Below are 26,659 nucleotides of genomic sequence, written 5' to 3' on the forward strand. Positions count from 1 at the left end.
GTGCGGCGGCCACGGGACGGGCCTCACCGGCGGCGGGCGCCCGGGCCGGGGCAGCCGCAGGCCGGTGCGGCGGCCACGGGCGGGCCTCAGAGGCCCGACGGTCGGTAGCCCGGTAGCCCGGGTAGCCCGGTAGCCCTGTAACCCGGTAGCCCGGTAGCCCGGTGGCCCGCAGCCCGCAGCCGGCTCCGTAGCCCACGCGGCCGCCTGCTGCCACCAAAGCACCCCGTCGCTGCCCGATCACGGGCAAAATTCCTAGCCTTAACCGCCTCGATTCCATAATCTCCCGGACATGACAAGCCCCGCCGCCGATCCGGCCCCCTCCGAACTCGAGGCGTCCGCGCCGACCGCTGCGACCACCCCCGCGACCCCCTCCACCCCCACCGTCCGCCGGATCTCCGGCGCCGTCTGGGCCGCGCTCGGGATCGTGTACGTCGTCTGGGGGTCCACCTACCTCGGGATCCGGATCGTCGTCGAGACGATGCCGCCGTTCCTCTCCGCCGGGCTCCGCTTCGTCGTCGCCGGACTCCTCCTCGCCGGGCTGATCGCCTGGCGGCAGGGTCCCTCCACGCTCCGGGTCACCCGCCCGCAGCTCGCCTCGGCCGCCCTCGTCGGCCTGCTCCTGCTCCTCGGTGGCAACGGCCTCATCGTGCTCGCCGAGACCTCCGTCCCCTCCGGGCTCGCCGCCCTGCTCGTTGCCGTCGTGCCCGCCTGGGTCGTCGTCATCAAGGCCGTCTTCGGGCAGCGCCCCACCCCCGGCGGCGTCGTCGGCGTCCTCCTGGGCCTCGCCGGCCTCGCCGTCCTCACCCTCCCCGGCCTCAGCGGCGAGGTCCGGATCGGCGGCGTCCTCCTGGTCGTCGTGGCGACCCTGCTGTGGTCCGTGGGCTCGTTCTCGTCCTCCCGCATCCCGATGCCCGCCAACCCCTTCACCGCCAGCGCCTACGAGATGGTCGCCGGTGGCCTCGGCTGCGCCGCGCTCGGCCTGATCCGCGGCGAGCAGTACGGTCTCGACCCCACCGCCTTCTCCGCCCGCTCCTGGATCGCCCTCGCCTACCTCGTCGTCTTCGGCTCCCTGATCGCCTTCACCGCGTACGCGTGGCTGCTGCAGAGCGCCCCGCTCTCGCTCGTCGCCACCTACGCCTACGTGAACCCCGTCGTTGCGGTGCTCCTCGGCGCGCTCGTCCTCGACGAGGCCCTCACCTGGCCCATCGCCCTCGGCGGCGCGGTCGTCGTGGCGGGAGTGTGCCTGATCGTCTCGACGGAACGCAGAAGCTGATCGACCGCAGCGGCGAGCCGAGGGCTCCGCTTCGGCCAAACCGGCGAGACCGGCACCCCCCACCACTCCACACCGGACAAACGACGCTCGGCCGCCTCGGCCCTACCGTGGCAGTGAACAAGTCAGCGACACCCGCTGAGTCAGCGACACCAACCGATACGGAAAGGGCCGGGACGCAATGACTGCCACCCACGCCTTCTGGCTCGCCGGCCGCGAGGCCACCGGCGAGGCCACCTTCGACGTCACCTCCCCGTGGGACGGCCGTCTCGTCGGCAAGGTCAGCGTGCCCACCGAGGCCCAGGTCGAAGAGGCCGTCGCAGCCGCCCACGCCGTCGTCGACGAGTTCGCCGCGACCCCGGCCCACGTCCGCGCCGCCGCCCTCGACCACGTATCGAAGCGTCTCGCCGAGCGCACCGAGGAGATCGCCCAGCTGATCTCCGCCGAGAACGGCAAGCCGATCAAGTGGGCCCGCGGCGAGGTCGGCCGCGCCGTCTCCGTGTTCCGCTTCGCCGCCGAGGAAGCCCGCCGCTTCAACGGCGGAGAGGCCCAGCGCCTCGACACCGAGGCCGGCGGCGTCGGCCGCCTGGCGCTCACCCGCCGTATCCCCAAGGGCGTCGTCCTCGGCATCGCTCCGTTCAACTTCCCGCTGAACCTCAGCGCCCACAAGGTCGCCCCGGCCATCGCCGTCGGCGCCCCGATCATCCTCAAGCCCGCCCCGGCCACGCCCATCTCGTCCCTGATCCTGGGCGAGCTGCTGGCCGAGACCGACCTGCCGGCCGGTTCCTGGTCCGTCCTGACCGTGCCGAACGAGCGGATGCCCGCCCTCGTCCAGGACGAGCGCCTCCCGGTCATCTCCTTCACAGGCTCCGACAAGGTCGGCTTCGCCATCCAGCAGTCCGTGCCACACAAGCACTGCACCCTGGAGCTCGGCGGCAACGCCGCGGCGGTCGTCCTCGGCGACTGGGCGTCCGAGCAGGACCTGGACTGGGCGGCGACCCGTATCGCCACCTTCTCCAACTACCAGGGCGGCCAGTCCTGCATCTCCGTGCAGCGCGTGATCGCCGACGCCTCGGTCTACGACCGGCTGCTGCCGAAGATCGTCGCCGCCGTCGAGGCCCAGGTCACCGGCGACCCGAACGACTCTGCCACGGACGTCGGCCCGCTGGTCAACGAGGACGCCGCCCAGCGCGTCGAGTCCTGGGTCGACGAGGCCGTCCAGGCCGGTGCGAAGCTGCTCACCGGCGGCAAGCGCGAGGGTGCCACCTACGCCCCGACCGTGCTCACCGACCTCCCGGCCGATGTCACCCTCGCCCGTGCCGAGGTCTTCGGGCCGGTCCTCACGGTCGCCAAGGTCGACGGCGAGGCCGAGGCCTTCGCCGCGGTCAACGACTCGGACTTCGGCCTCCAGGCCGGCGTCTTCACCCACGACCTGCAGACCGCCTTCCGCGCCCACCGCGCGCTGGAGGTCGGCGGCGTGATCATCGGCGACGTCCCGTCCTACCGCGCCGACCAGATGCCGTACGGCGGCGCCAAGAAGTCCGGCGTCGGCCGCGAGGGCGTCCGGTACGCGATGGACGACTACACCTACGAGCGCGTCCTGGTCCTGACGGGCCTCGCGCTGTAACCCGTACACCTGTACGGACCGAGACCGGCGGCCGGAGCCCACTGTGCGGGGGCTCCGGCCGTCTTCCTTATCCCTGCGTTGACCTGCAGGAATGGCCAAATCTTGGCAGTCCCTGAAGAGTTGTGGGAACGCGTGGGGCTAAGCGCCACAGGATCTCCGGACCAGGTCACTAAGTTCGATTCCGGGGCCGCCACACGCAGATACGGGTTGTCGGCAGTCCTGGGTTCGGCTACGCGGTGTAGGGGTTGGAGATGGTGTGCGGCCTGCGGGCGGTGGCCAGGACGTTCTGCGGGAACCGGGGGCCGGCGGTGTAGTGGCGGCCCTTGGTCTGTCCGACCGCGGTCAGTACTCCGGCCTTGGTCAGGGCTTGGAGGTCCCGGGTGGCCTGCTGGGTGTTGATGGCCTCGGCCCGCTCGTAGCGTGAGCGCCTGACCCGGCCCACCATCGCCACCTCGTGGAGGGCGGTGACCTGCCGCTCGCTGATGCCGTGAGCCTGGGCGTGGTCCATGAGCTGCATCCAGCAGTCGTTCGAGCGGTTGACCCGGTGCTGCACACGCTGGGCTTGCTGGTGGTAGGCGAGGAGGCTGAACTTGATCCACGGCAGGGTGTCACGCTCGGGCGAGTAGACCGGTCCGCCGACCTCGCGGAGCACCTTGTAGTACTCCCATGTGTTGCCGGGCATACCCAACCATTCCTCGATCGAGGAGAACTCCGGAGCCAGCACCCCACCTCGGGCGATCAGCAGGGTCTGCAGCGAGCGGGACATCCGGCCGTTGCCGTCCGACCACGGGTGGATCTTCACCAGGTTCAGGTGTGCCATCGCGGCCCGGATCAGGACGTGTTCCTCGAGGTCGCCGTCGTTGAGCCAGTCCACCAGCTCCGCCATGAGGCCGGGTACGAGTTCTTGGCCGGGGCCGTCATAGTCGGTGGCGAGCTCGTCGCCCGGGGCGGTGATGCGGATGGAGGTCTTGCGCCACTGGCCGGCTGTCCGCAGCGGGTGGTGGTGGCCCTGCAGCATCCAGTGCAGCGCGTTCAGGAGTTCCTTGCTGTACTGGAAGTCGGTGACGTCGTGGAGGGACTGGATGTATGTCAGCGCCTGCTGGTAGGCGAGGGTCTCCGCCTTGTTCTCGTCGCTGGCCTCGACTTCGCGCTCGCCGTCCATCAGGTCGGCGACATCCTTCGCGTCGACCTGATAGCCCTCGATCGTGTTCGACGCGGCGATCGCGCTGGCGGTCAGCGCCTTGCGCAGATCGAGGGTCCACTTCATGGGGGCCTGTTGCACCGCATCACGCAGGCGCTCACGCAGTCCGTCGATCTGTTCCAGCACCTTGTGATCGTCGGAGCCGAGACGGGGAGTCGCATACAACATGAGTGAATGATACCTGCTACCTATCATTTCCGCATTGGTGGTGCTTCTCTCGCTCCTTCCTGATTCACCGCGTCCACAAGCATGTTCGCCGCGTCAGGCCTTCCGTGCGCCCGGGCCCGCTCGCCATCGCCTCGCGCCGTGCGGGATCGGTGAGGAGCGGGCCCACCGCGTCCCGCAGGCTTGCCCAGCGCGGTCAGCTCGGCGAGCGTCCCGGCGCCGCTCCGGGAGATCACGACGTCGGCCGGCGCCAGCAGTCGGGGAGCTCCGTGCCGACGAACCCGGCGAGGTAGTACCGGCCCGACAGCTCCACAGGCAGAGCCGCCGCGCGCTGCCGCAGCGCTACCGCAGGGCGCTAAGGCCCTTCTGCAGGTCATCGAGGTTCATGACCGGCTCGAACGTGACCTCGGCGCCCATCTCCTGGAAGAACGGGTCGGCGATGGAGGGCAGCTGCGAGCTGTCCTGCATGTCGAACACGAGGATCATGGTGCGCCCGCCCTCAGGGGTGAAGTAGGCAGCCTCCGGCTTCAGCCGCTCGAGGGTCGACTTCAGCGACTGGGGCATCGCTCCGCCCTTGGTCACCTGATTCGACATCTGGGTGTCCATGCGGGCCTTCATCATCATCCGCATCGCAAGCTCTCCTCGCGCACCGCGACGTGTGCGGTCTCATCCGCGCTCACTGGGGATCCGGTGCCGTCCCGCCCACCCTCACCCCGCTGATCACACACCGCAACATCTCGTACGCCGACGTGACGCAGGGCAACCGCTCCACATGGCCGGATGTGCGGCGGCGTAACGTTGGACACAGAGCCCAGAGAGACTCCTGGGAGGCGCGATGCCGTCCCTGTCGGTGCAATCGCGAACCGGCGAGCTGGTGCTCCTGGATGAATCGGCTGCCGAGCGCTTGGGCGCGGGGCTGCGTGGCGGGCTGCTCCGCCCGGGTGATCACGCCTACGAGCAGGCGCGTGCAGTCTGGAACGGCTTGATCGACCACCGGCCCGCTCTGATCGCCCGCTGCTCCGGAGCGGCCGACGTCGTTCAGGCCGTCGCCTTCGCCCGTGAGCACGACCTGCTGGTGTCGGTGCGAGGAGGCGGGCACAACATCGCCGGCAAAGCGGTGTGCACCGGCGGCCTGATGATCGACCTCTCACCCATGCGAGGTGTCGCGGTCGATTCGGAGCGCTGCACGGCCCGAGTCGCGGGAGGGGCGACCCTCAAGGAACTGGACCGAGCCACGCAGGCATCGGGCCTGGCCACGACGGCTGGCGTCGTCACGCACACGGGCGTCGCAGGGCTCACCTTGGGCGGCGGCGTGGGCCGGCTGGCCCGGAGGTACGGCCTCTCCTGCGACAATCTGCGGGCCGCGGAGGTCGTCACCGCCGACGGCCGGGTGGTGAGAGCAGACGAGTCCGACAACGCCGAGCTCTTTTGGGGTCTGCGGGGCGCCGGAGCCAACTTCGGGGTCACGACCTCCTTCGCGTTCCAGCTCCACCGCGTGGGCCCCGAAGTGCTCGGAGGCGTCGTCGTCCACCCCCTGAAGAAGGCGAAGGCCGCGCTGAAGTTCTACGGCGAGTACTCCCTGTCGGCTCCCGACGAGCTGTCGGCCGACGCGATCTTCCTGACGTCGCCCGATGGCGACCCATTGCTCGCCATCTCCGCGTGTTACATCGGGTCGGTGGAGGAGGGCGAGCGTGTACTGCGACCACTGCGGCAGTTCGGCCCGCCGCTTGTCGACGGGATCGGCCCGGTGGCATATACGGAACTTCAGGCCGCGGCCGACACCTTCTTCCCCACCGGCCTCCGCTACTACTGGAAGTCCCATTTCCTGGAACGGATCGCCGACGACACCGTGGAGGCCACGGTGGACCACTTCGCCCGCGCCCCGTCCCCCAGGTCCCTCATCGTCTTCCAGCAATACGGCGGTGCCGTCAGCCGCGTCGACCCATCCGCCACGGCGTTCCGCCCCCGGAACGCGCAGTACGACAACTTCGCTGCGTCCATCTGGACCGACCCCGGGGAACTCCAGACGCAGCGGCAGTGGGTCCGGCGGTGGTGGGACATGGTGCGCCCCTTCTCCTTGGGAGCCGAATACGTGAACAACCTGGGAGAAGAGGGGGAGGAGCGAGTGCGGGCGGCCTACGGCGGGAACTATGAGCGGCTCGTGTCCCTCAAGAACACGTACGATCCCGAGAACCTCTTCCGCCTGAACGCGAACATCCGGCCGAGCGGGCGGTGATACCCAACAGCGCGTCCTCTCCGGGGCACAGCACGAGGAGGCGTCTTGCCGATCACCATGCGCGTCAGATGACCACCGGCCCGTCGATGCGCTCCGGTCGGCGCCATGGTGGAGCGACGAGTTCCGCCGGGTGCGGCGCCATGACGCGTGTTCCCGGGGGTGTTCCCACGGGAACACGGATGATCGTTGATGCGGGTGGATGCGGCCGGAGGCATGAAAGTGCGGACCGAAACGCCGGGCGTTTCCGCAGGTCAGAGAGAAACCGCAGGTCAGGGCCACTGCGAGGGGCCCACTGTGCGGGGGCTCCGGCCGTCTTTCGATCGGAGTTCCGCGCAAGTTAATCGGCTGTGGCCGGCCCCGCCTTGAGACGAGGCGTTGCGAGCGCCGCCCACACGGTGTCAGGGCGCAGGGGCAGGCTGGTGAAGCGGAAGCCAGTCGCGCCGCGGACGGCATTGGCCAGTGCTGGGGCCACGGGGTTGAACGGCAGCTCGCTCATCGGCTTTGACATCACGGACCGGTCCAAAGCTTCGGGGGCGACGAGGTGCACTTCGGTCGGCGGAACCTCCTCGAAGTGGGGGATGAGATAGGCGCGCAGGTCGGGGGTGGTGACATGGCCCTCGGAGTCGGTGACCAGGTCTTCCCGGAGCGTGGTGCCGACTCCCTGGACGACGGCTCCTTCGATCTGCCCACGGCACTGGGCGGTGTCCATCACGGTGCCGGCGTCGGCGACGTGCACGCTGTCGAGAACGCGGACGAGACCGGTCGCGGAGTCGACCTCGACGCGAAACCACTGCGCGCTGAAGGCCATGGACAGCACGGCGTCGTCGGCGCGGGCGGTGGCGGTGGCGCGGAGCGGGGTCCCGGTCGCGTTCGCACGGGCATGAAGTGCGGTGAGCGGGAGCGGTGTGCCGTCGCAGTGGACGAAGTCCGGGCCCAGTCGACAGGTGCCGGGGGCGGTGGTCGTGCACTCCGATGCCACCTTCCGCATCCGCGCGGCGAGTGTCCGGCACGCCTGGGTGACGGCGTGCCCGGTGAGGACGATGCCGGTGGAGGCGAAGCCGCCGCTGTGGTGGTCGAGCAGGTCGGTGTCGGCGTCGACGAGGTGAACGCGATGGGGCTCGGTCGTGAGCGCGTCGGCGGCGATGCGGCGCAGCACGGTGCTGGTGCCGCTGCCGAACTCGGGGACAGCGGTGGCCAGGTCGTAGCCGCCGTCGGATCGCAGGGTGACCACTGCCTGGGCGATGTGTCCGTCCGCGGGGACGGTGTGCTGGGCGGCGACGGCCAGGCCCTCACCGACCAGGCGGCGTTGCCCGGTCTCCACCGGGTGGGTGCGCAGGCGGCGGGCGCGAACCTCGCCGAGGGTGTTCAGGCAGCGGGCCAGGCCGGTGTCCATGACCGGGTGCTGCCCGGCGACACCGGGCAGTGCTGCTTGTTCACCGGGGCGGAGGTAGGCGCGTTCGCGGATGGTCAGGGGGCCGAGGGAGAGGCGGTGGGCGAGTTCGTCGAGGGCGGACTCGACGGCGAAGGCGAGCTGGCCCGCGCCGTAGCCACGGAAGGCACCGGCGGGCACGTTGTGGGTGCGCACGCAGTAACCCTCGATGGTGACGTTCGCGCAGCGGTACTGGGCGATGGCTTCCGTACAGGCGACGTTGAGGACGGACGGTCCCTGGTTGCCGTAGGCGCCGGTGTCACAGACGACACGCAGCTTCAGCGCCGTGAGGGTGCCGTCGTGGCGCGCACCGAGTGTGACCCGGACGTGGAAGGGGTGACGGGTGGTGGTGGCGGTCAGTTCGTCAGTGCGGGTGTTCTCCAGTTGAACGGGGCGCCCGGTGCGCAGGGTGGCGAGCAGGGCGATGTGCTCGGTCTGCAGGTCCTGACCCCGGCCGAAGGACCCGCCCAGGCGTCCGGTGGTGACGCGCAGGCGGTCCTCGGGGACTGCGAATACCTCGCACAGGCGTCGGCGGACGAGATGAGGGGCCTGGGTGGCGCAATGCAGGCGGAGGCGGCCGTCCGGGTCGGTCCAGGCCCTGCTGGCGTGGCATTCCAGGGCGGTGTGCTGCACCCGCTGGGTGTGGAAGGTTTCCTCATAGACGATGTCCGCCTCGGCCAGGCCGCGTTCGGTGTCTCCGATGGTCCGGTGGAACTCGCCGGCGATGTTGCCGTCCTCGTGCACGCGGATCGCATCGGGGCCGAGGGCGTGCTCGGGATCGGTGACGGCGGGCAGGACCTGGTAGGTGACGTGGACCAGCCGGGCGGCCTCTGCGGCGGTGGCGGGGCTTTCGGCGACGACGGCGGCGACGCGCTGCCCGACGTGACGTACGACGTCGTCCAGGACGCGGGCATCGGCAGGATCGTCGTCAGTGTTCTCGTGCAGGGCCGTGGAGAAGCGGGTGCGGGGTGCGTCGTGGTGGGTGAGTACAGCGTGGACGCCCGGAACGGCCCGCGCGGCGATGGCGTCGATGTCCAGGATCCGGGCGTGCCGGTGCGGGGAGCGCACCAGCGCGACGTGCAGCATGCCAGGCGGCTCGGGGTGGTCCAGGGTGAAGCGTGCGGTGCCGGTGACGACCTCGCGGGCGACCGGGTCAGCCCCGCCCGGTGTGCGGCAGCGCGATCCCCCGTCCTCTCGGAAGTGAGCGGCCCGTACCGCGTCACCGATGGGCCGATAGCCGGTGCACCGGCACAGGTTGCCCTTCAGGGCCTGCGGCAGGTCACCCAGCTGCTCCGCGGACAGGGCGGCGGCCGTCATGACGAACCCCGGCGTGCAGTAGCCGCACTGGAAGGCCCTCGACCGGATGAACTCCTCCTGCACGCGATGCACCCGGCCGTCGGCACCCAAGCCCTCGGCAGTCGTCACCGCGCGCCCGTCGGCCCGGTGGGCCGGATACAGACAGCTGTGCACGGCCAGTCCGTCCACGTGCACGGTGCAGGCGCCGCAGTCGCCCGTGTCACAGCCCTTCTTCACCCCGATACGGCGGCCTTGATCGCGCAGATAGGTGCGCAGGCACTGTCCCGGCCGCGGCGGTTCATGGCTTTCCTCGCCATCGACGCGCACGATGAAGGACATTCGCCTAGACCTCCTCCGCCAGCTCGCGCCGGACCTCTTCCGCCAGGTGCTCGGCCAGGTGCCGGCGCCAGTCCGCCCGCCCGTGAACATCCTCGAAGGCGAGGTCGGGCGTGAAGACTTCCCGTAGCGTCCGCCGCAGCTCTGCGGCGGACGGCACGCGGCTGAAGGAGACGGACAACGGCCGAGTCGTGGCAGCGGTGACGGCAACGGTGAGCCCCGCGGTCACCGGCGCCCGAACGCCGATGACCAGGGCGGCTGACCTGCCCCACGGGTGGGTACTGACCCTGCGCACCGCGCTGAGCTCCGCCAGCGCGGCGGCGGGCAGTTCGACCGAGCGAAGCAGCTCGCCCGGGTGCAGCACCGTGCTCCCTGGCCCCGTCACGAACTCCTCGGCGGGCACTGTACGTACCCGTCCATCAAGGCCCAGCACCCGGCACACGCCCCGCAGCGCCACCGCGAGGGAGATCATCGGGCCGGCCGGCAGGGCCGCGCACAGGTTTCCGCCCACCGTCGCGGTGTTCCATACCTTGAAGGAGGACGAGAACGCCCGGCAGCAGTGGGCGATGAGCGCCCGTCCCGTCGGCCACGGTCCGTCCGGCGCCTCGGCGAACGACAGCAGCTCCGCAAGAGTGCAGGTGGCCGACACAACGAGGCCGCTCTCGGTTACGGCGAGCGGCGTCCATCCCCACGTGCTCAGATCCCGCAACCGCTTCAGATCGGGTCGGGACGCGCCGAACAGCACCGTACCGCCCGCCAGCCACGCGTCTCCCGCCTGCCACGGCAGACGGCTTCGTCCGTCGACGATCTCACGCACCCCTGGCAGGTCCATGTGTCCTTCCGCTTGTCCGTCGGGCCGCGAGTCAGACCGTGGTGAGGTCACCACCGACGGGAAGTCCGTCGACCTGCCCGCTGGTGACGACGGTGAGTTCGAAGTCGTGGCGAGCTCCTCGCTGCCACTGTCCGCCGGCCAACGGGACGGTGGCGATGTTGGGCACGGGGCCCGCGGTCCAGTCGAGTACACCCGCGATGGTCTCCAGTCGGCTCTTGCCCAGAGCGGTGGCGACGGAACGGCGATCGGTCGGCTCGTCGGCAGTGGTCAGCGCGTGCGCGGCGACTTCGAGCAGGGCGTAGGCCAAGCCCAGCGGCTGCAGCCACTGACGTCCCGTCTCCTGTTCGTACGCCTCCGCCAGTTCGGCCGCGGTCATGCCGTCGAGGGACGAAGCGTAGGGGTGGGCCGGTGTCCAGTAGGCCAGGGTTGCCACGTCGGCCTGGGCCGGCTGCCGACCGGTGCTGGTGACCGACGGCGGGTAGGCCAGCCAGCGCGAGCAGGTGATCAGACGGGGCTGCCAGCCGCTCCCGGCGGCTCGGGCCCGGAACAGCGCCAGGTCCTGGCCGGTGGCCGCGCTGGTCACGATGCCGACTTCAGCGTCGCGGAAGGCCGTGACGTGCGCGTCGAGTCCGGTGGCCGGTTCGCGGTAGGGCGCCGGTTCCAGGAGCCGGTGCCCCCGGGCGCGTGCTGCCGGGGCGAAACCATGCCGCGGGTGCCTGGACCATTCGCCCTGCGGCCCGTCGTTCCACAAACAGCCGACCGTGTGCGGCGCGCCGTTCACCTGCTCCCACAGGTCGGCGAAGGTATCGGCGATGTCGTTCAGGCCCCAGCAGAAGTGGTACGTCCAGTCGAAGGGTCGGTCGTCGTCCGCTCCGCGGCCGTAGTAGTAGACCTGCCAGGGAAAGGTGCTCGACAGGCACGGAACCCCGATGGCCTCGCAGGCGTCCGCGACCGCCGGCAGGACCTCGGTGCCGGCCAGCGTCAGGATGATCGTGGCGTTCTCGTCCCGGACGAGTTCCCTCACCGCCTGCCGGGCGCCTTCGGCGCAGGAGCGGCTGTCTCGGCTCGCCAACCGGATCCTGTATCCGGAGGGCCCGAGCGTGGCCAGTTTCGGCCCCAGCAGGGTCATGGCGAAGGCCAAAGGGTCCCCCAGGTTCGCCAACCGCCCCGAACGGGCGACGGCCACTCCCACCGTAAGGACGCGTTCCCGCCCGTCGCTGAACTCGCTCATCATGCTCCCTACAAGGGCTCCGGGTCAGGAACCGGCCACTGGCGCACACAGCGAGGCTCCCCCGCGAGCTGAGCGGTCAAGGGGGCCGATCGGGTGATCCAGGCGCCGACCGGGGCGCGATACCAGGGGTGATCGACTCCCGGAGTCATGATCGAGCCCATGGAGACGCCCTACGCCTGCTATCTGCGACTTACCGATCTCCTCGACCTTCAACAGCCCCGATCCCCCCACGAGCAGTCCGCGCAGTGGGCGGACGAGCGCTTCTTCATCACCGTGCACCAGTCCGCCGAAGTACTGGTGAGCCAGGCACTGGTAGATCTGAGAAGTGCGTCGCGGCAGGCACGCTCGGGCGAGGAGGCCGAGGCTGCCACCGCCCTGCGACGGGCCACGGCGGTCGTGGCAGCACTCGAGACGCACCTTGCGCTGCTCGATCACCTTGCTCCCGAAAGCTTCGCCTCGTTCCGCCCTCTCCTCGACAACGCCAGCGGAGCGCAGTCGAGCCAGTTCATCGAACTCTTCCGGCAGATCGCGGCGCCGGACTGCCTCCCGCGACAGACGGCGGTCCCCGTCGACGGCGTCGGCACTGACGAGGCGGCATCGGCGAAAGCGGCTGGAGAGTTGCAGGCCCTGAGAGCCGCAGTGATCCGTTGGCAGACGAGGCATCTGCTGCTCGTCGAGCGGATGATCGGCGACCAGGCCGGAACGGACGGGACCTCGGGGCTGGCCTATCTGCGGTCCCGGATCGACTTGCCACCCCATACGTAATGGCTGGCGACAGCTCGACCCACAGGCACCGCATGCCCGCGTCCCTGGCTGCCCCCTGGAATGTGCTGGTTGCCCGAGGGCGGCCGCGCAGGGGCGTGAAATGGCGGATTCCTCTGGTGGCTTGATCACTCAGGGTGGTGGCGGTCGGATCAGCGGCTCGCCGGACACCTCAAGTGGCGGGCGCGGCACCAGCGCGTGGCAGGCCGGCTCCGTGGGGCCGCCGCCACGCGTTCGCCGGCACGCCTGTCCCCACCTCAAGGCCATGTCGCTGAAGGTCCGCGGCCTTCGCCGGCCGCCCTTGGCCCAGGTACCACGGTCGACGATTGCGCCCGCTGCCACTCGACAAGCCCGGGGAGCAGGGCCCGGACGACGAGCCGATTCACGTGCACGCGGACGTCCAGGCGTCCAGGAGGGCTGCCCCGCGGTCCGGCCACCAGCCGGGCACGATGGTCACCTGTCGTCCGCGCTCCCGGATCAGGCGCGTGAAGAACTCACGGGCCTCCTCGCCGTCGTACGGGTCATGGGTCGCCATGAAGAGCGTCACGCCACGGCTGGAGACGGCGAGGAGCACGTCGGACTCGTGCGAGGTGACCGGCTCCGTGCCGTTCGCCGTGCCACGGGCAGGGACAGACCACCGGACACGGGCGCGGTCCGTCCACAGCGTCTCGCTGCTCTCCGGCCGTGCCGATCCGGCCGCCACGGGTCCGCTTCTCGCGCGAAGATCTTCCGCCGCGGGGGAGGGCCGGGCACCCGCACAGGTCGACGGCGGCCGGCGTCATCGAACCGGGTCGGCAGTGAGGGCCCGGCGATCCCGCCCCCCTACGCTTTCCGCGCCACCTTGAACGGGCGCTACCGATGCGGCCCCCGGCATCGCCGCCGCGACAGGTCGGTGAGGCAGTCCGGGGTCCGCGGGTTCCCGACCGCGGCTACGGCACGCAAGAGGGCCGGGCGAGGCTGCTCGCCTACGACTCGTCTATCCGAACTCCGCGAAATCGGGTACTACGGACGGGTAGCCACAAGTCCTACAAGAGCCCCCGACGAGCGGCGAGGTGAGCTCCGCATGTCCGCACCCACCCAGCGGCCCAAAGTCACGGAACGAGAAGCGCGTCAGGTCGCCGAGGCCGCGCGCGAGCAGGACTGGCGCAAACCCAGCTTCGCCAAGGAACTCTTCCTCGGCCGCTTCCGGCTGGACCTCATCCACCCCCACCCCCTCCCCTCCGAGGAGGACGTACGGCGCGGAGAGGCCTTCCTCGCCAAGCTGCGGGACTTCTGCGAGACGGAGATCGACGGCCGGCGGATCGAACGCGAGGCCCGGATCCCCGACGAGGTCGTCGCCGGCCTCAAGGCGCTCGGCGCCCTCGGGATGAAGATCGACACCAAGTACGGCGGCCTCGGCCTCACCCAGGTGTACTACAACCGGGCCCTGGCCCTCGTCGGCTCCGCGAGCCCCGCGATCGGCGCCCTGCTCTCCGCCCATCAATCGATCGGCGTACCGCAGCCACTGAAAATCTTCGGCACCCAGGAGCAGCGGGACGCCTTCCTGCCGCGCCTGGCCCGTACGGACATCTCGGCCTTCCTGCTCACCGAGCCGGACGTGGGCTCCGACCCGGCCCGGCTCGCCACGACGGCGGTGCCGGACGGGGACGACTACGTCGTCGACGGCGTGAAGCTCTGGACGACCAACGGCGTCGTCGCCGACCTGCTGGTGGTCATGGCGCGGGTGCCGAAGTCCGAGGGGCACAGGGGCGGCATCACCGCCTTCGTCGTCGAGGCCGACTCACCCGGCATCACCGTCGAGCACCGCAACGCCTTCATGGGCCTGCGCGGCCTGGAGAACGGCGTCACGCGCTTCCACGGTGTGCGGGTGCCGGCCGAGAACCGCATCGGCCCCGAGGGCGCGGGCCTCAAGATCGCCCTCACCACCCTGAACACCGGCCGGCTCTCGCTCCCCGCGATGTGCGTGGGCGCCGGCAAATGGTCCCTCAAGATCGCCCGCGAGTGGGCAGCGGTACGGGAGCAGTGGGGCAAGCCGGTCGCCCGCCACGAGGCCGTCGGCACGAAGATCTCCTTCATCGCCGCGACGACCTTCGCCCTGGAGGCGATCGTCGACCTCTCCTCGCAGATGGCCGACGAGGACCGCAACGACATCCGTATCGAGGCCGCCCTCGCCAAGCTCTACGGCTCCGAGATGGGCTGCCTCATCGCCGACGAACTGGTCCAGATCCGGGGCGGACGCGGCTACGAGACGGCGGACTCGCTGGCGGCCCGCGGCGAACGGGCCGTACCGGCCGAACAGCTCCTGCGCGACCTGCGGATCAACCGGATCTTCGAGGGCTCGACCGAGATCATGCACCTGCTCATCGCCCGGGAGGCGGTGGACGCCCACCTCGCCGTGGCCGGCGACATCATCGACCCCGAGAAGTCGCTCGGCGACAAGGCGCGGGCGGGGGCGCGGGCGGGCGGCTTCTACGCACGCTGGCTGCCCAAGCTCGTCGCCGGACAGGGGCAGGTCCCGGGCGCCTACCGGGAGTTCGGCGCGCTCGCGACGCATCTGCGGTACGTCGAGCGGACCTCGCGCAAGCTCGCCCGTTCGACCTTCTACGCGATGTCACGGTGGCAGGGCCGGATGGAGCTGAAGCAGGCGTTCCTCGGGCGGATCGTCGACATCGGCGCGGAGCTGTTCGCGATGAGCGCGGCCTGCGTACGGGCGGAGCACCTGCGGTCGACGGGGGAGCACGGCAAGGAGGCCCACGCGCTCGCGGACGCGTTCTGCCGCCAGTCGCGGCTGCGGGTCGAGGAGCTGTTCGGCCGGCTCTGGGACAACACGGACGACCTCGACCGCAAGGTGGTGGACGGGGTGCTGGCCGGCCGCTTCACGTGGCTGGAGGCGGGCGTGGTGGACGCCAGCGACGACGGCCCCTGGATCGCGGACACCACCCCCGGCGCCCCGACGAAGGAGAACGTCCACCGCAGGATCCCGTAGACCGGCGCCGCCCGGCGAGGGCCCTCGCCGGGCAGCCCTCGCCGGGCCGCCGGTCCCGCCCTTGTGGCCGCCCGTTCCGCCATGCGGAACGTCTGCCCACAAGGGCGGGAGGACCCGGCACCATGGCCCCCGTGACCGTCATCGACATCCCCGGCTCCAAGTCCGTCACCGCCCGCGCCCTCTTCCTCGCCGCCGCGGCCGACGGGACCACCACGCTCCTCAAGCCCCTGCTCTCCGACGACAGCGAGGGCTTCGCCGAAGGGCTCAAGGCCCTCGGCTACGAGGTCCGGCAGGAGCCCGGGGCCTGGCACATCGAAGGCCGCCCCGCCGGGCCGGCCCGCGACGCCGCGGACGTGTACTGCCGCGACGGCGCCACCACCGCCCGCTTCCTGCCCACCCTCGCCGCCGCCGGCCACGGCACCTTCCGCTTCGACGCCTCTCCCCAGATGCGCCGCCGCCCCCTCGGCCCCCTCACGACCGCCCTGCGCCACCTCGGCGTCGACCTCCGCCACGAGGAGCACGAGGGCCACCACCCCCTCACCGTCGCCGCCCACGGCATCAAGGGCGGCGCGCTCACCCTCGACGCCGGCCAGTCCTCCCAGTACCTGACCGCGCTCCTCATGCTCGGCCCGCTCACCGCCGAGGGCCTCGCGATCACCGTCACCGACCTGGTCTCGGAGCCCTACGTCGAGATCACCCTCGCGATGATGCGGGCCTTCGGCGCGCACATCACCCAGGACGGCCGCACCTACACCGTCGCCCCCACCGGCTACCGGGCGACCACCTACCGCATCGAGCCCGACGCCTCCACCTCCAGCTACTTCTTCGCCGCCGCCGCCCTCGAACCCGGCCGCAGCGTCACCGTCCCCGGCCTCGGCACCGGCGCCCTCCAGGGCGATCTCCGCTTCGTCGACGTCCTGCGCCGGATGGGTGCCGAAGTGGAGATCACCGGGACGGCCACCACCGTCCGCGGCACCGGCACCCTGCGCGGCCTCACCGTCAACATGCGCGACATCTCCGACACCATGCCGACGCTCGCCGCCCTCGCGCCCTTCGCCGACGGACCGGTCCGCATCGAGGACGTCGCCAACACCCGGGTCAAGGAGTGCGACCGCCTCGACGCCTGCGCCGAGAACCTTCGCCGCCTCGGCATCACCGTCACCACCGGCCCCGACTGGATCGAGATCCACCCCGGCACCCCGGCCCCGACCGGCGTCGAGATCACCACCCACGGCGACCACCGGATCGTCATGTCCTTCGCCGTCACCGCTCTGCGCACCCCCGGCATCACCTTCGACGACCCCGGCTGCGTACGGAAGACCTTCCCCGACTTCCACCACGCCTTCGAGGCGTTCACCCGCACCCCGTGAAGCCCGCACAGGCTTTACCGCAAGAATGGGGGGCATGAGCGACCGCCCCTCTCCTCTCGCCGACCCGCACATCGCCTTCGATCCAGCCGAAGGCCGCCGGGACATCGTCGTCCTCGGCGCCACCGGGTCCATCGGCACCCAGGCCATCGACCTGGTCCTGCGCAACCCCGACCGCTTCCGCGTCACCGGCGTCGCCGCCTCCGGCGGCCGGGTCGGGCTGCTCGCCGAGCAGGCGCACCGGCTGCGGGTCGCCACGGTCGCCGTCGCCCGCGAGGACGTGGTGCCCGAGCTCCGCGACGCGCTGAAGGTGCTGTACGGCTCCGAGCCGCTGCCCGAGATCCTCGCGGGCCCGGACGCCGCCACCGAGCTGGCCGCCTCCCCCTGCCACACGGTGCTCAACGGCATCACCGGCTCCATCGGCCTGGCGCCCACGCTCGCCGCCCTGAAAGCCGGGCGCACCCTCGCCCTCGCCAACAAGGAGTCGCTGATCGTCGGCGGCCCGCTGGTCAAGGCGCTGGCCGAGCCCGGTCAGATCATCCCGGTCGACTCCGAGCACGCCGCCCTCTTCCAGGCGCTCGCCGCCGGCACCCGCGCGGACGTCCGCAAGCTGGTCGTCACCGCCTCCGGCGGCCCCTTCCGCGGCCGTACGCGCGACGAGCTGGCGCACGTCACCCGCGAGGACGCGCTCGCCCACCCCACCTGGGCGATGGGCCCGGTCATCACGGTCAACAGCGCCACCCTCGTCAACAAGGGCCTGGAGGTCATCGAAGCGCACCTCCTGTACGACATCCCCTTCGACCGCATCGAGGTCGTCGTCCACCCCCAGTCGTACGTCCACTCGATGGTGGAGTTCACCGACGGCTCCACGCTCGCCCAGGCCACCCCGCCCGACATGCGCGGCCCGATCGCCATCGGCATCGGCTGGCCCGAGCGCGTCCCGGACGCCGCCCCCGCCTTCGACTGGACGAAGGCCTCCACCTGGGAGTTCTTCCCCCTGGACACCGAGGCCTTCCCGTCCGTCTCCCTCGCCCGCCACGTCGGTGAGCTGGGCGGCACCGCACCCGCCGTCTTCAACGCGGCGAACGAGGAGTGCGTGGCGGCGTTTCTCGACGGACGGCTGCCGTTCAACGGAATCATGGATACGGTCACGGCAGTCGTCACCGAGCACGGCACTCTCACCGGAACGCCCGCCACGGGAACCTCACTCACGGTGTCGGACGTCCTCGAAGCGGAGACCTGGGCCCGCGCCCGGGCCCGGGAGCTGGCAGCGAAGGCAATCGCGGAGGCGCGCGCATGACCGTTCTCTTGTACGTCCTCGGCCTGGTGCTGTTCGCACTCGGCCTGCTCGTGTCGATCGCCTGGCACGAACTCGGCCACCTCTCCACGGCCAAGCTCTTCGGCATCCGCGTGCCCCAGTACATGGTCGGCTTCGGTCCCACCGTCTGGTCGAAGAGGAAGGGGGAGACGGAGTACGGCATCAAGGCCATCCCGGCCGGCGGCTACATCCGCATGATCGGCATGTTCCCGCCCGGCAAGGACGGCCGGATCGAGGCCCGCTCCACCTCCCCCTGGCGCGCCATGATCGAGGACGCCCGCGAGGCCTCCTTCGAGGAGCTCCAGCCCGGCGACGAGAAGCGGCTCTTCTACACGCGCAAGCCCTGGAAGCGCGTCATCGTGATGTTCGCCGGACCGTTCATGAACCTGGTCCTGGCCGTCGCGCTCTTCTTCGGCAGCATGATGCTGCTCGGCATCGAAGGTCCGACGACCAAGGTCGGCGGCGTCCAGAAGTGCGTCATCAAGCTGAGCGAGAAGCGCGAGAAGTGCGCCGACACGGACCCCGTCTCCCCGGCGCACGCGGCCGGCCTGAAGGAGGGCGACAAGATCGTCGCCTTCAACGGCACGCCCGTGAACGACTGGAACAACCTCTCCGCGCACATCCGCGCCACCATCGGCCCCGCCACGATCACCGTCGAACGGGGCGGCGAGCGCGTGGACCTGCACCCCACCCTCGTCACCAACAAGGTCGAGAAGAAGGACGCCGACGGCGACGTCGTCCGGCCCCTCACCTACGTCGACGCCGGCTACCTCGGCTTCGCGCCCAAGCCCGAGGTCATGCCGCTCAGCTTCGGCGAGACGTCCGACCGCATGGGCGAGCAGCTGAAGGCCGGCGCGGCGTCCGTCGTCGCCCTCCCCGGCAAGATCCCCGACCTGTGGGACGCCACCTTCGGCGACGGGGAGCGCAAGCAGGACTCCCCGGTCGGCGTCGTCGGCGCCGCCCGCATCACCGGCGAGCTGATGACCATCGACGCACCGCCGCAGACGATCCTCGTCATGTTCATGAACCTGCTGGTCATGTTCAACGTGTCGCTGTTCCTGTTCAACATGCTGCCGCTGCTGCCGCTCGACGGCGGGCACATCGCGGGCGCCCTGTGGGAGTCCGTACGCCGGAACGTCGCGCGGATCTTCCGGCGCCCCGACCCGGGCCCGTTCGACGTCGCCAAGCTGATGCCGGCCGCCTACGTCGTGGCGGGCGTCTTCGTCTGCTTCACGCTGCTCGTCCTGGCCGCGGACATCGTCAACCCGGTGAAACTGACATGACCGAAGGGCGGCCGGACCCCCGGGATGTCCGGCCGCCCGCCGCCGGGGCGGTAATCTCGAAGACCTGAGCCCGATGAACCACACCTTGGGGTTGTACAGCTGATGACCGCGATTTCACTCGGAATCCCGTCCGTTCCGACCAAGCTCGCTGAGCGGCGCAAGAGCCGCCAGATCCAGGTCGGATCGGTGGCCGTCGGCGGCGACGCACCCGTGTCGGTGCAGTCGATGACGACGACCCGTACCTCCGACATCGGCGCCACGCTCCAGCAGATCGCCGAGCTGACCGCCTCCGGCTGCCAGATCGTCCGCGTGGCCTGCCCCACGCAGGACGACGCCGACGCGCTCGCGATCATCGCGAAGAAGTCGCAGATCCCGGTCATCGCCGACATCCACTTCCAGCCGAAGTACGTCTTCGCCGCCATCGACGCCGGCTGCGCCGCCGTCCGGGTCAACCCGGGCAACATCAAGCAGTTCGACGACAAGGTCAAGGAGATCGCCAAGGCGGCCTCCGCGGCGGGCACCCCGATCCGTATCGGCGTCAACGCCGGTTCGCTCGACGCCCGCCTGCTGAAGAAGTACGGCAAGGCGACCCCCGAGGCGCTCGTCGAGTCCGCCCTCTGGGAGGCGTCCCTCTTCGAGGAGCACGGCTTCCGCGACATCAAGATCTCGGTCAAGCACAACGACCCGGTCGTGATGGTCAACGCCTACCGCCAGCTCGCCGCCCAGTGCGACTACCCGCTGCACCTCGGCGTCACCGAGGCCGGCCCCGCCTTCCAGGGCACCATCAAGTCCGCCGTCGCCTTCGGCGCCCTGCTCTCCGAGGGCATCGGCGACACCATCCGCGTCTCCCTCTCGGCCCCGCCGGCCGAGGAGATCAAGGTCGGCATCCAGATCCTGGAGTCGCTCAACCTGCGCCAGCGCCGCCTGGAGATCGTCTCCTGCCCGTCCTGCGGCCGCGCCCAGGTCGACGTCTACAAGCTCGCCGAAGAGGTCACCGCCGGCCTGGAGGGCATGGAGGTGCCGCTCCGCGTCGCCGTCATGGGCTGTGTCGTCAACGGCCCCGGCGAGGCCCGCGAGGCCGACCTCGGCGTCGCCTCCGGCAACGGCAAGGGCCAGATCTTCGTCAAGGGCGAGGTCATCAAGACCGTCCCCGAGTCGAAGATCGTCGAGACCCTCATCGAGGAGGCGATGAAGATCGCCGAGCAGATGGAGAAGGACGGCGTGATGAGCGGCGAGCCCGAGGTCGTCACCGTCGGCTGATCCCCACCGTACGCACCCCACGAAGCCCCGCCGCACCCCGTGCGCCGGGGCTTCGTCGCACTCGCTCCTCCGCTCGCCCGCCACCGCGGCGAGCCGCCAGGTAAAGTGCGGAGATCAGCAGACCGCATGGTGAGGCCCCCTCGTGTTGACGCAGACCACCACCCGGGTCCTCGAACCCGCCGACCTCGGCGCCGCGCTCGCCGTCCTGGAGAGCGCCCCTGTCGAGAACGCCTTCGTCGCGGCCCGCGTCCAGGCGGCCGGACTCGATCCCTGGCGCCTCGGCGGCGAGATGTGGGGCTGGTACGCCGACGGGCAGCTGCGCTCCCTGTGCTACTCCGGCGCCAACCTCGTCCCCCTCTGCGCCACCCCCGAGGCCGTCCGCGCCTTCGCCGACCGGGCCCGCAGGTCCGGCCGCCGCTGCTCCTCCATCGTCGGCCCCGCCGAGCCCACCGCCCAGCTCTGGCGGCTCCTGGAACCCAGCTGGGGCCCCGCCCGGGACGTCCGCGCCCACCAGCCGCTGATGGTCACCGAGGAGCCCTCCGCCACCGTCGAGCCCGACCCCCTCGTCCGCCGCATCCGCAAGGACGAGATGGAGGTGATCATGCCCGCCTGCGTGGCCATGTTCACCGAGGAGGTCGGCATCTCGCCGATGGCCGGCGACGGCGGACTGCTCTACCAGGCCCGCGTCGCCGAACTCGTCGGCACCGGCCGCTCCTTCGCCCGGATCGAGGACGGCAAGGTCGTCTTCAAGGCGGAGATCGGCGCCGCCACCCGCCAGGCCTGCCAGATCCAGGGCGTGTGGGTGGCCCCCGAACACCGGGGCAAGGGCCTCTCCGAGGGCGGCATGGCCGCCGTACTGCGCTACGCCCTCACCGACATCGCCCCCGTGGCCAGCCTCTACGTCAACGACTACAACACCCCTGCCAGGGCCGCGTACCGCAGGGTCGGCTTCCGCGAGGTCGGCGCCTTCATGAGCGTGCTGTTCTGAGGCGACGGACCGACTTGTAGGGTGCGGCCATGGATGACGCTGACGTCACGATCGGACCGGTCAATCTCGCCGCGCGGGTCGACGAAGCCCTCGACGTGCAGGCGCGCGCCTTCGGACTGAGCGAGGACGAGATCGTCGTACGACGGCACATCGTGCTGCGCCATCTGCTCAACCCCGGCGCCTGCGCGTACGGCGCGACCACCGCCACCGGCCGGCTCGTCGGCTTCGTGTACGGCATGCCCAACGACCGCTCCCACTGGTGGTCCGGTGTCGTCGAGCCGTACCTCCGCGCCACCGGCACCGTGGAGTGGCTCGACGACTCCTTCGTGATCACCGAACTCCACGTCCACCCCGCACACCAGGGGCGCGGCCTGGGCCGGGAACTGATCACCACCATCACCGACCGCGCCGAACAGCCCCGCTCGATCCTCTCCGCCATCGACACCGAGAGCCCGGCCCGCGCCCTGTACCGCGCCCTGGGCTACACCGATCTGGCCCGCCAGGTCCACTTCCCCAGCGCACCGCGTCCGTACGCCGTGATGGGCGCCCCGCTGCCGCTGCGGAGGAAGGCCTCCGGGCGGAACTGATTTCCGCCCGCGAGGGCCACCCGGCTAACCTCGGGGCCATCACACTTTTCACCGCAGGAGAGTTCCCCATGGCCCAGGTCCAGCGCATGTCCCGATTGATGGTCAAGACACTGCGCGACGACCCGGCGGACGCCGAGACGCTCAGCCACAAACTGCTCGTCCGCGCCGGTTACGTCCGCCGCAACGCCGCGGGCATCTGGTCCTGGCTGCCGCTCGGCATGAAGGTCCTGGAGAACGTCGCCCGCGTGGTGCGCGAGGAGATGGACGCGATCGGCGGGCAGGAGGTGCTGCTGCCCGCGCTGCTGCCCAAGGAGCCCTACGAGGCCTCCGGCCGCTGGGAGGAGTACGGCGCCGAGCTGTTCCGCCTCCAGGACCGCAAGGGCGGCGACTACCTCCTCGGCCCGACGCACGAGGAGATCTTCACCCTGCTGGTCAAGGACCAGTGCACGTCCTACAAGGACCTGCCGGTGATCCTCTACCAGATCCAGACGAAGTACCGCGACGAGGCGCGTCCCCGCTCGGGCATCCTGCGCGGCCGCGAGTTCCAGATGAAGGACTCGTACTCCTTCGACACGACGGACGAGGGCCTGGTCGAGTCGTACCGCCTGCACCGCGAGGCGTACATCAAGATCTTCGACCGTCTCGGCCTCGACCACAAGATCGTCTCGGCGATCTCCGGCGCCATGGGCGGCTCGGCGTCCGAGGAGTTCCTGGCCCCGGCGGCAGCCGGCGAGGACACCTTCGTGTACTGCCCGAACTGCGAGTACGCCGCCAACACCGAGGCCGTGACCTTCAAGGCCCCGGCGGTGGACGGCTCCGCGGTCGGCCCGGTCGAGGAGCTGGACACCCCCGACACCCCGACCATCGAGACCCTCGCCGCCCACCTCGGCGTCCCGGCCTCCGCCACGCTGAAGAACCTGCTGGTCAAGGTCGACGGCGAGATCGTGGCCGTCGGCGTGCCCGGCGACCGCGAGGTGGACCTCGGCAAGCTGGAGGACCACCTGGCCCCCGCCACCGTCGAGCTCGTCACCGCCGAGGACTTCGAGGGCCGCCCGGACCTGGTACGCGGCTACGTCGGCCCGCAGGGCCTGGACAAGGTCCGCTTCATCGCCGACCCGCGGATCGCCGCCGGCACCTCCTGGATCACCGGCGCCAACAAGCCGGGCAAGCACGCGAAGAACGTCGTCGCCGGCCGTGACTTCGAGGTCGACGACTACTTCGACGTCGTCGTGGTGGAGGAGGGCGACCCCTGCCCCAACTGCGGCACCGGCCTGAAGATGGACCGCGCGATCGAGATCGGCCACATCTTCCAGCTCGGCCGCAAGTACGCCGACGCCTTCCAGCTCGACGTCCTCGGCCAGAACGGCAAGCCGGTCCGGGTCACCATGGGCTCGTACGGCATCGGCGTCTCGCGCGCCGTCGCGGCCCTCGCCGAGCAGCACGCCGACGACAAGGGCCTGTGCTGGCCCGCCGAGGTCGCCCCGGCCGACGTCCACGTCGTGGCCGCCGGCAAGGCCCTCCAGACCGAGCTGGCGCTCGACGTCTCCGAGCAGCTCAAGGCGGCCGGCCTGCGGGTCCTGGTCGACGACCGCGCGGGCGTCTCCCCGGGCGTGAAGTTCACCGACGCCGAGCTCATCGGCGTCCCGAAGATCCTGGTCGCCGGCCGCCGCTCGGGCGAGGGCGTCCTGGAGCTCAAGGACCGCCGCACGGGTGAGCGCGAGGAACTGACGGTCGCCGAGGCGATCGCCCGCCTGAGTGCCTGAGTGCCTGAGTGCCTGAGCGTCTGAGCGTCTGACGGCAAGCGACGCGGGAGCGGGTGGCGAGGGGCTGGTTGAGCCCCCTCGCCACCCGCTCCGCCGCGGGGGTGGCCTCTCAGAGCGCCCCGTCCCGGGGGGACGGGTCCACCGGGGCGCCCGCCACGGTGTCCTCCTGCAGCTCCTCCTCGTCCTCGAAGTCGTCCAGGTCGGGAAGCGGGGGCTCGGCAGCGCTCCGAGCGCCGGGTTCGCCCGGGAGAGTGGTAAGGGGCTCCTCGAAGCTCTCGGGCGGTGCCACCGGGACGGCGGGGGCCGCCGGGGCAGTCTCCGGCGCCGCGGCCCTGCCCGCGCTCACGCCCGCGCTCGCGTCCGCGGGCCCCTGGGCCTGCGCCGCGCGTTCCAGGAACCGCAGCAACTCCACCGGGAACGGCAGCACCAGCGTCGAGTTCTTCTCCGCCGCCACCGCCACCACCGTCTGCAGCAGCCGCAGCTGCAACGCCGCCGGCTGGTCCGACATCACCGCCGCCGCCTCCGCGAGCTTCTTCGACGCCTGCAGCTCCGCGTCCGCGTTGATCACCCGCGCCCGCCGCTCGCGGTCCGCCTCCGCCTGCCGCGCCATCGAGCGCTTCATCGTCTCCGGCAGCGAGACGTCCTTGATCTCGACCCGGTCGATGGCGACCCCCCACCCCATCGCAGGGCTGTCCAGCATCAGTTCGAGACCTTGGTTGAGCTTCTCCCGGTTGGACAGCAGGTCGTCCAGGTCGCTCTTGCCGATGATCGACCGCAACGAGGTCTGCGCCATCTGCGAGACCGCGAACCGGTAGTCCTCCACCCGCACCAGCGCGTCCGCCGCGTCGACCACCTTGAAGTAGACGACCGCGTCCACCCGCACCGTCACGTTGTCCCGGGTGATGCCCTCCTGCGCGGGCACCGGCAGGGTCACGATCTGCAGGTTCACCTTGTGCAGCCGGTCGACGCCCGGAACGATCATCGTGAAACCGGGCTGGCGGACGTCACTCAGCAGCCGGCCGAAGCGGAAGACCACGCCCCGTTCGTACTGCTTCACCACGCGGGCCGCCGCGGCCGTGTACACCACCACGGCCGTTCCCACGCCCGCCGCCGCCGTCAACAGCTCCTCGAGCATCACGGCCCCCAGAGGTCCGAGCCGAGTGTTACAGCAAGGGTATGCCCCTACAGCCAGCCCGCGAACTCCAACAACAGCTCCGCGTCCTGCCGCCGCCCGGCCGCCAGCGCACGGGTGCCCGACTCGACCGCCCGGAACAGCGTCCAGCCGCGCAGCCGCTCCCGGTCCACCTCCAGGGAGTCCGCCAGCTTGTTGACCCGCCTGCGGGCCGCCGAAGCGCCCGCCGAGGCGGCCACCAGGTCCTCGACCCGGTCCCGCACCAGGCGGGCCAGGTCGTAGGCCCGCTCGCCGACCAGCGGCTCGGGGCCGACGGCGAGCCAGGGGGCGCGGTCACCGGCCAGGACCTTGCCCTGCCGGAAGCAGCCGTGCAGCAGCAGGGTCTCGGGGGAGTGGGCGGCCAGCTCCTCGCGCGCCGCCAGCGCGGCGGCGGTCAGCGCACCGGCCTCGGGGTCGGCGCGGTACTCCGCCATCGCGACCGCCTGGCGGGCCGTGCGCGCGGCGACCGACTCGAAGCCGTGCTCCGCCGGCGGGTCCACCCACAGCTTCCGTACCGTCCCCGCCGCCTCCAGGAGGGCCTTCGCCTCGGGCAGGGACCGCAGCGACACCTCGGGGTGCAGCCGTTCGAGCACCAGCGGGCCGTCCTCGCCCGACCCGAGCAGCCGGACCGCGCCCCAGCCGTTCCAGTGCGCCAGCGCGTCCCGTTCCCGCTCGGGCCAGGTGAACGCGGGGGCGATCTTCAGCGCGGCGGGGGAGTCGTCGGACCGCCGGACGAGCAGCACCAGGCTGCTCCGGCCGCCGGGGGCCACCACCCGTTCGGTCGTCAGGGAGGCCTGGTCCAGCGCGGCCCCGGTGAGCTCGGGCAGCTTGCCGAGCCACTCGGCCGCGACCGCGTCCCCGTACGTCTCGCCGAGCGCCCGCACCAGTCGCTGCGGCGGTTCGAAACCCATGCGTGCGTTGTTCCTTCCGCAGTACCGGTGCCTGGTCAGGGCCGGACTCACACCCGCTCGGCGAGCCCAGGAAAGGTTACGCCGGTGCCGCGCCAGCGGACGGCCCGTACCGCCGCCTCGCGCAGCGCGGCGGCCGCCTCCCGCCGCAGCGGCCCCTCCGCGGCCCGTACGAGATCGGAGTACACCGCCGCCACCCGGTCCTCCAGGACCGCCGCGAGACGTACGGCCGCGGCCGTGTCCGGCACCGCGAACGGCAGTTCGTAACCGGCCGCGGCGGCGGCCGGTTCGCCGCCCAGGTCCCGTACGGTCCGGCGCAGCGCGTCCCGCCGGGCCCGGTGTCCCTCGTACGCCGCCGTGGCCTCCGCGCGGCGCTCGGCGCCGATCCGGCCCCCGACCACCCCGTACCCGTACACCACCGCGTGCTCGGCGGCGAGGGCGGCCTGTGCCGCGTCGAGCGCGCTCATCCCCGGCCTCCTTCGGTCAGCAGATAGGCGTGGACCGCCGTGGCGGCCGCCACCGAGGCGAGCAGCCGCGCGTACTCCGGCGGCGCGTCCAGCAGCGCGGCCGTGTGCGTGTCGGCGGTCCTGCGGACGGCGGCGGTCAGCTCCCGCAGCGCGGCGGCCGGATCGGCCGGTACGGC

21 protein-coding genes and 2 pseudogenes are annotated in these 26,659 nt (G+C 71.2%); 12 read left to right on the forward strand and 11 right to left on the reverse strand.

The window, feature by feature from the left end; all coding sequences use genetic code 11:
• Positions 1-289: 289 nt before the first annotated feature.
• Entirely contained in the window at positions 290-1,273 is a 984-nt protein-coding gene (locus J7E93_RS22470) for an EamA family transporter (RefSeq protein WP_215071734.1), read from the forward strand.
• A gap of 178 nt (positions 1,274-1,451) precedes the next feature.
• Positions 1,452-2,897: an aldehyde dehydrogenase family protein gene (locus tag J7E93_RS22475; RefSeq protein WP_215071735.1), complete on the forward strand. Its 1,446-nt coding sequence runs from the start codon at positions 1,452-1,454 to the stop codon at positions 2,895-2,897.
• Positions 2,898-3,126: 229 nt separating this feature from the next.
• Here J7E93_RS22475 and J7E93_RS22480 read toward each other — a convergent pair whose 3' ends face one another.
• The 3 genes and pseudogenes from J7E93_RS22480 to J7E93_RS22490 form a co-directional block, all read right to left on the reverse strand.
• Positions 3,127-4,266: a Fic family protein gene (locus tag J7E93_RS22480; protein WP_215071736.1), complete on the reverse strand. Its 1,140-nt coding sequence runs from the start codon at positions 4,264-4,266 to the stop codon at positions 3,127-3,129.
• Positions 4,267-4,289: 23 nt separating this feature from the next.
• Positions 4,290-4,603, reverse strand: a pseudogene (locus J7E93_RS22485) (glycosyltransferase); the annotation flags it as partial.
• A gap of 2 nt (positions 4,604-4,605) precedes the next feature.
• Complete coding sequence (locus J7E93_RS22490) at positions 4,606-4,893, reverse strand: DUF3303 family protein (RefSeq protein WP_215071737.1); 288 nt, start codon at positions 4,891-4,893, stop codon at positions 4,606-4,608.
• 220 nt (positions 4,894-5,113) lie between these two features.
• Here J7E93_RS22490 and J7E93_RS22495 point away from each other — a divergent pair, with 220 nt between their 5' ends.
• Entirely contained in the window at positions 5,114-6,499 is a 1,386-nt protein-coding gene (locus tag J7E93_RS22495) for an FAD-binding oxidoreductase (RefSeq protein WP_215071738.1), read from the forward strand.
• Positions 6,500-6,836: 337 nt separating this feature from the next.
• On the opposite strand, the gene J7E93_RS22500 is transcribed toward J7E93_RS22495, so the two are convergent.
• Genes J7E93_RS22500 through J7E93_RS22510 form a run of 3 tightly spaced genes read right to left on the reverse strand, consistent with a single transcriptional unit; the run spans position 6,837 to position 11,623 of the window.
• Entirely contained in the window at positions 6,837-9,563 is a 2,727-nt protein-coding gene (locus J7E93_RS22500) for a molybdopterin cofactor-binding domain-containing protein (protein WP_215071739.1), read from the reverse strand.
• Between the two features lie 4 nt (positions 9,564-9,567).
• The gene (locus tag J7E93_RS22505) at positions 9,568-10,392 is read right to left on the reverse strand and encodes a xanthine dehydrogenase family protein subunit M (protein WP_215071740.1); all 825 of its coding nucleotides are present in this window, start codon (positions 10,390-10,392) and stop codon (positions 9,568-9,570) included.
• Between the two features lie 31 nt (positions 10,393-10,423).
• Entirely contained in the window at positions 10,424-11,623 is a 1,200-nt protein-coding gene (locus J7E93_RS22510; RefSeq protein ID WP_215071741.1) for an ABC transporter substrate-binding protein, read from the reverse strand.
• A 159-nt stretch (positions 11,624-11,782) separates the two neighbouring features.
• Between J7E93_RS22510 and J7E93_RS37315 the strand changes: the two genes are divergently transcribed.
• Entirely contained in the window at positions 11,783-12,388 is a 606-nt protein-coding gene (locus J7E93_RS37315) for a tryptophan 2,3-dioxygenase family protein (RefSeq protein ID WP_251066926.1), read from the forward strand.
• 379 nt (positions 12,389-12,767) lie between these two features.
• Here the strand turns inward: J7E93_RS37315 and J7E93_RS22520 are convergent, their stop codons facing one another.
• Positions 12,768-13,088, reverse strand: a complete 321-nt coding sequence (locus tag J7E93_RS22520; RefSeq protein WP_215071742.1) for a hypothetical protein — start codon at positions 13,086-13,088, stop codon at positions 12,768-12,770.
• Between the two features lie 360 nt (positions 13,089-13,448).
• Here J7E93_RS22520 and J7E93_RS22525 point away from each other — a divergent pair, with 360 nt between their 5' ends.
• The 8 genes from J7E93_RS22525 (at position 13,449) to J7E93_RS22560 (ending at position 23,937) form a co-directional block, all read left to right on the forward strand.
• On the forward strand, positions 13,449-15,371 hold the full coding sequence (locus J7E93_RS22525) for an acyl-CoA dehydrogenase family protein (protein WP_215071743.1): 1,923 nt from the start codon (positions 13,449-13,451) through the stop codon (positions 15,369-15,371).
• 131 nt (positions 15,372-15,502) lie between these two features.
• The gene (aroA, locus tag J7E93_RS22530; RefSeq protein ID WP_215071744.1) at positions 15,503-16,741 is read left to right on the forward strand and encodes a 3-phosphoshikimate 1-carboxyvinyltransferase; all 1,239 of its coding nucleotides are present in this window, start codon (positions 15,503-15,505) and stop codon (positions 16,739-16,741) included.
• Positions 16,742-16,766: 25 nt separating this feature from the next.
• On the forward strand, positions 16,767-18,038 hold the full coding sequence (gene dxr, locus J7E93_RS22535; protein ID WP_374105417.1) for a 1-deoxy-D-xylulose-5-phosphate reductoisomerase: 1,272 nt from the start codon (positions 16,767-16,769) through the stop codon (positions 18,036-18,038).
• Entirely contained in the window at positions 18,035-19,339 is a 1,305-nt protein-coding gene (locus tag J7E93_RS22540) for an RIP metalloprotease (RefSeq protein WP_215071746.1), read from the forward strand. The genes dxr and J7E93_RS22540 overlap by 4 nt, the downstream gene beginning before the upstream one ends.
• 102 nt (positions 19,340-19,441) lie before the next feature.
• Positions 19,442-20,599: a flavodoxin-dependent (E)-4-hydroxy-3-methylbut-2-enyl-diphosphate synthase gene (gene ispG, locus J7E93_RS22545; RefSeq protein ID WP_215071747.1), complete on the forward strand. Its 1,158-nt coding sequence runs from the start codon at positions 19,442-19,444 to the stop codon at positions 20,597-20,599.
• A 142-nt stretch (positions 20,600-20,741) separates the two neighbouring features.
• Positions 20,742-21,587 carry a GNAT family N-acetyltransferase gene (locus J7E93_RS22550; protein ID WP_215071748.1) on the forward strand — a complete coding sequence of 282 codons (846 nt, stop codon included), beginning with the start codon at positions 20,742-20,744 and terminating at the stop codon, positions 21,585-21,587.
• Positions 21,588-21,616: 29 nt separating this feature from the next.
• Positions 21,617-22,174, forward strand: coding sequence for a GNAT family N-acetyltransferase (locus tag J7E93_RS22555; RefSeq protein ID WP_215071749.1), 558 nt, complete (start codon positions 21,617-21,619; stop codon positions 22,172-22,174).
• A 68-nt stretch (positions 22,175-22,242) separates the two neighbouring features.
• Positions 22,243-23,937, forward strand: a complete 1,695-nt coding sequence (locus tag J7E93_RS22560) for a proline--tRNA ligase (protein WP_215071750.1) — start codon at positions 22,243-22,245, stop codon at positions 23,935-23,937.
• Between the two features lie 109 nt (positions 23,938-24,046).
• Here J7E93_RS22560 and J7E93_RS22565 read toward each other — a convergent pair whose 3' ends face one another.
• The 4 genes and pseudogenes from J7E93_RS22565 to J7E93_RS22580 form a co-directional block, all read right to left on the reverse strand.
• Positions 24,047-25,072 (reverse strand): slipin family protein, encoded by a 1,026-nt coding sequence (locus tag J7E93_RS22565; RefSeq protein ID WP_251066928.1) that lies wholly within the window; start codon positions 25,070-25,072, stop codon positions 24,047-24,049.
• Positions 25,073-25,119: 47 nt separating this feature from the next.
• Complete coding sequence (locus tag J7E93_RS22570; RefSeq protein ID WP_215071751.1) at positions 25,120-26,019, reverse strand: aminoglycoside phosphotransferase family protein; 900 nt, start codon at positions 26,017-26,019, stop codon at positions 25,120-25,122.
• Between the two features lie 47 nt (positions 26,020-26,066).
• Complete coding sequence (locus J7E93_RS22575) at positions 26,067-26,483, reverse strand: DUF4439 domain-containing protein (protein ID WP_215071752.1); 417 nt, start codon at positions 26,481-26,483, stop codon at positions 26,067-26,069.
• Positions 26,480-26,659, reverse strand: a pseudogene (locus tag J7E93_RS22580) (hypothetical protein); the annotation flags it as partial. The pseudogene J7E93_RS22580 and the gene J7E93_RS22575, both read right to left, overlap by 4 nt.

Origin of the sequence: Streptomyces sp. ISL-36, from assembly GCF_018614205.1 — a bacterium.
GTDB lineage: Bacteria > Actinomycetota > Actinomycetes > Streptomycetales > Streptomycetaceae > Streptomyces.

Bases quoted from the DNA above. Each gene is read 5' to 3' on its own strand.
- J7E93_RS22470 (WP_215071734.1), top strand. From the start codon at position 290: ATGACAAGCCCCGCCGCCGATCCGGCCCCCTCCGAACTCGAGGCGTCC.
- J7E93_RS22475 (WP_215071735.1), top strand. From the start codon at position 1,452: ATGACTGCCACCCACGCCTTCTGGCTCGCCGGCCGCGAGGCCACCGGC.
- J7E93_RS22480 (WP_215071736.1), bottom strand. From the start codon at position 4,266: ATGTTGTATGCGACTCCCCGTCTCGGCTCCGACGATCACAAGGTGCTG.
- J7E93_RS22490 (WP_215071737.1), bottom strand. From the start codon at position 4,893: ATGCGGATGATGATGAAGGCCCGCATGGACACCCAGATGTCGAATCAG.
- J7E93_RS22500 (WP_215071739.1), bottom strand. From the start codon at position 9,563: ATGTCCTTCATCGTGCGCGTCGATGGCGAGGAAAGCCATGAACCGCCG.
- J7E93_RS22505 (WP_215071740.1), bottom strand. From the start codon at position 10,392: ATGGACCTGCCAGGGGTGCGTGAGATCGTCGACGGACGAAGCCGTCTG.
- J7E93_RS22510 (WP_215071741.1), bottom strand. From the start codon at position 11,623: ATGAGCGAGTTCAGCGACGGGCGGGAACGCGTCCTTACGGTGGGAGTG.
- J7E93_RS37315 (WP_251066926.1), top strand. From the start codon at position 11,783: ATGGAGACGCCCTACGCCTGCTATCTGCGACTTACCGATCTCCTCGAC.
- J7E93_RS22525 (WP_215071743.1), top strand. From the start codon at position 13,449: ATGTCCGCACCCACCCAGCGGCCCAAAGTCACGGAACGAGAAGCGCGT.
- dxr (WP_374105417.1), top strand. From the start codon at position 16,767: ATGGGGGGCATGAGCGACCGCCCCTCTCCTCTCGCCGACCCGCACATC.
- J7E93_RS22540 (WP_215071746.1), top strand. From the start codon at position 18,035: ATGACCGTTCTCTTGTACGTCCTCGGCCTGGTGCTGTTCGCACTCGGC.
- ispG (WP_215071747.1), top strand. From the start codon at position 19,442: ATGACCGCGATTTCACTCGGAATCCCGTCCGTTCCGACCAAGCTCGCT.
- J7E93_RS22555 (WP_215071749.1), top strand. From the start codon at position 21,617: ATGGATGACGCTGACGTCACGATCGGACCGGTCAATCTCGCCGCGCGG.
- J7E93_RS22560 (WP_215071750.1), top strand. From the start codon at position 22,243: ATGGCCCAGGTCCAGCGCATGTCCCGATTGATGGTCAAGACACTGCGC.
- J7E93_RS22565 (WP_251066928.1), bottom strand. From the start codon at position 25,072: ATGCTCGAGGAGCTGTTGACGGCGGCGGCGGGCGTGGGAACGGCCGTG.
- J7E93_RS22570 (WP_215071751.1), bottom strand. From the start codon at position 26,019: ATGGGTTTCGAACCGCCGCAGCGACTGGTGCGGGCGCTCGGCGAGACG.
- J7E93_RS22575 (WP_215071752.1), bottom strand. From the start codon at position 26,483: ATGAGCGCGCTCGACGCGGCACAGGCCGCCCTCGCCGCCGAGCACGCG.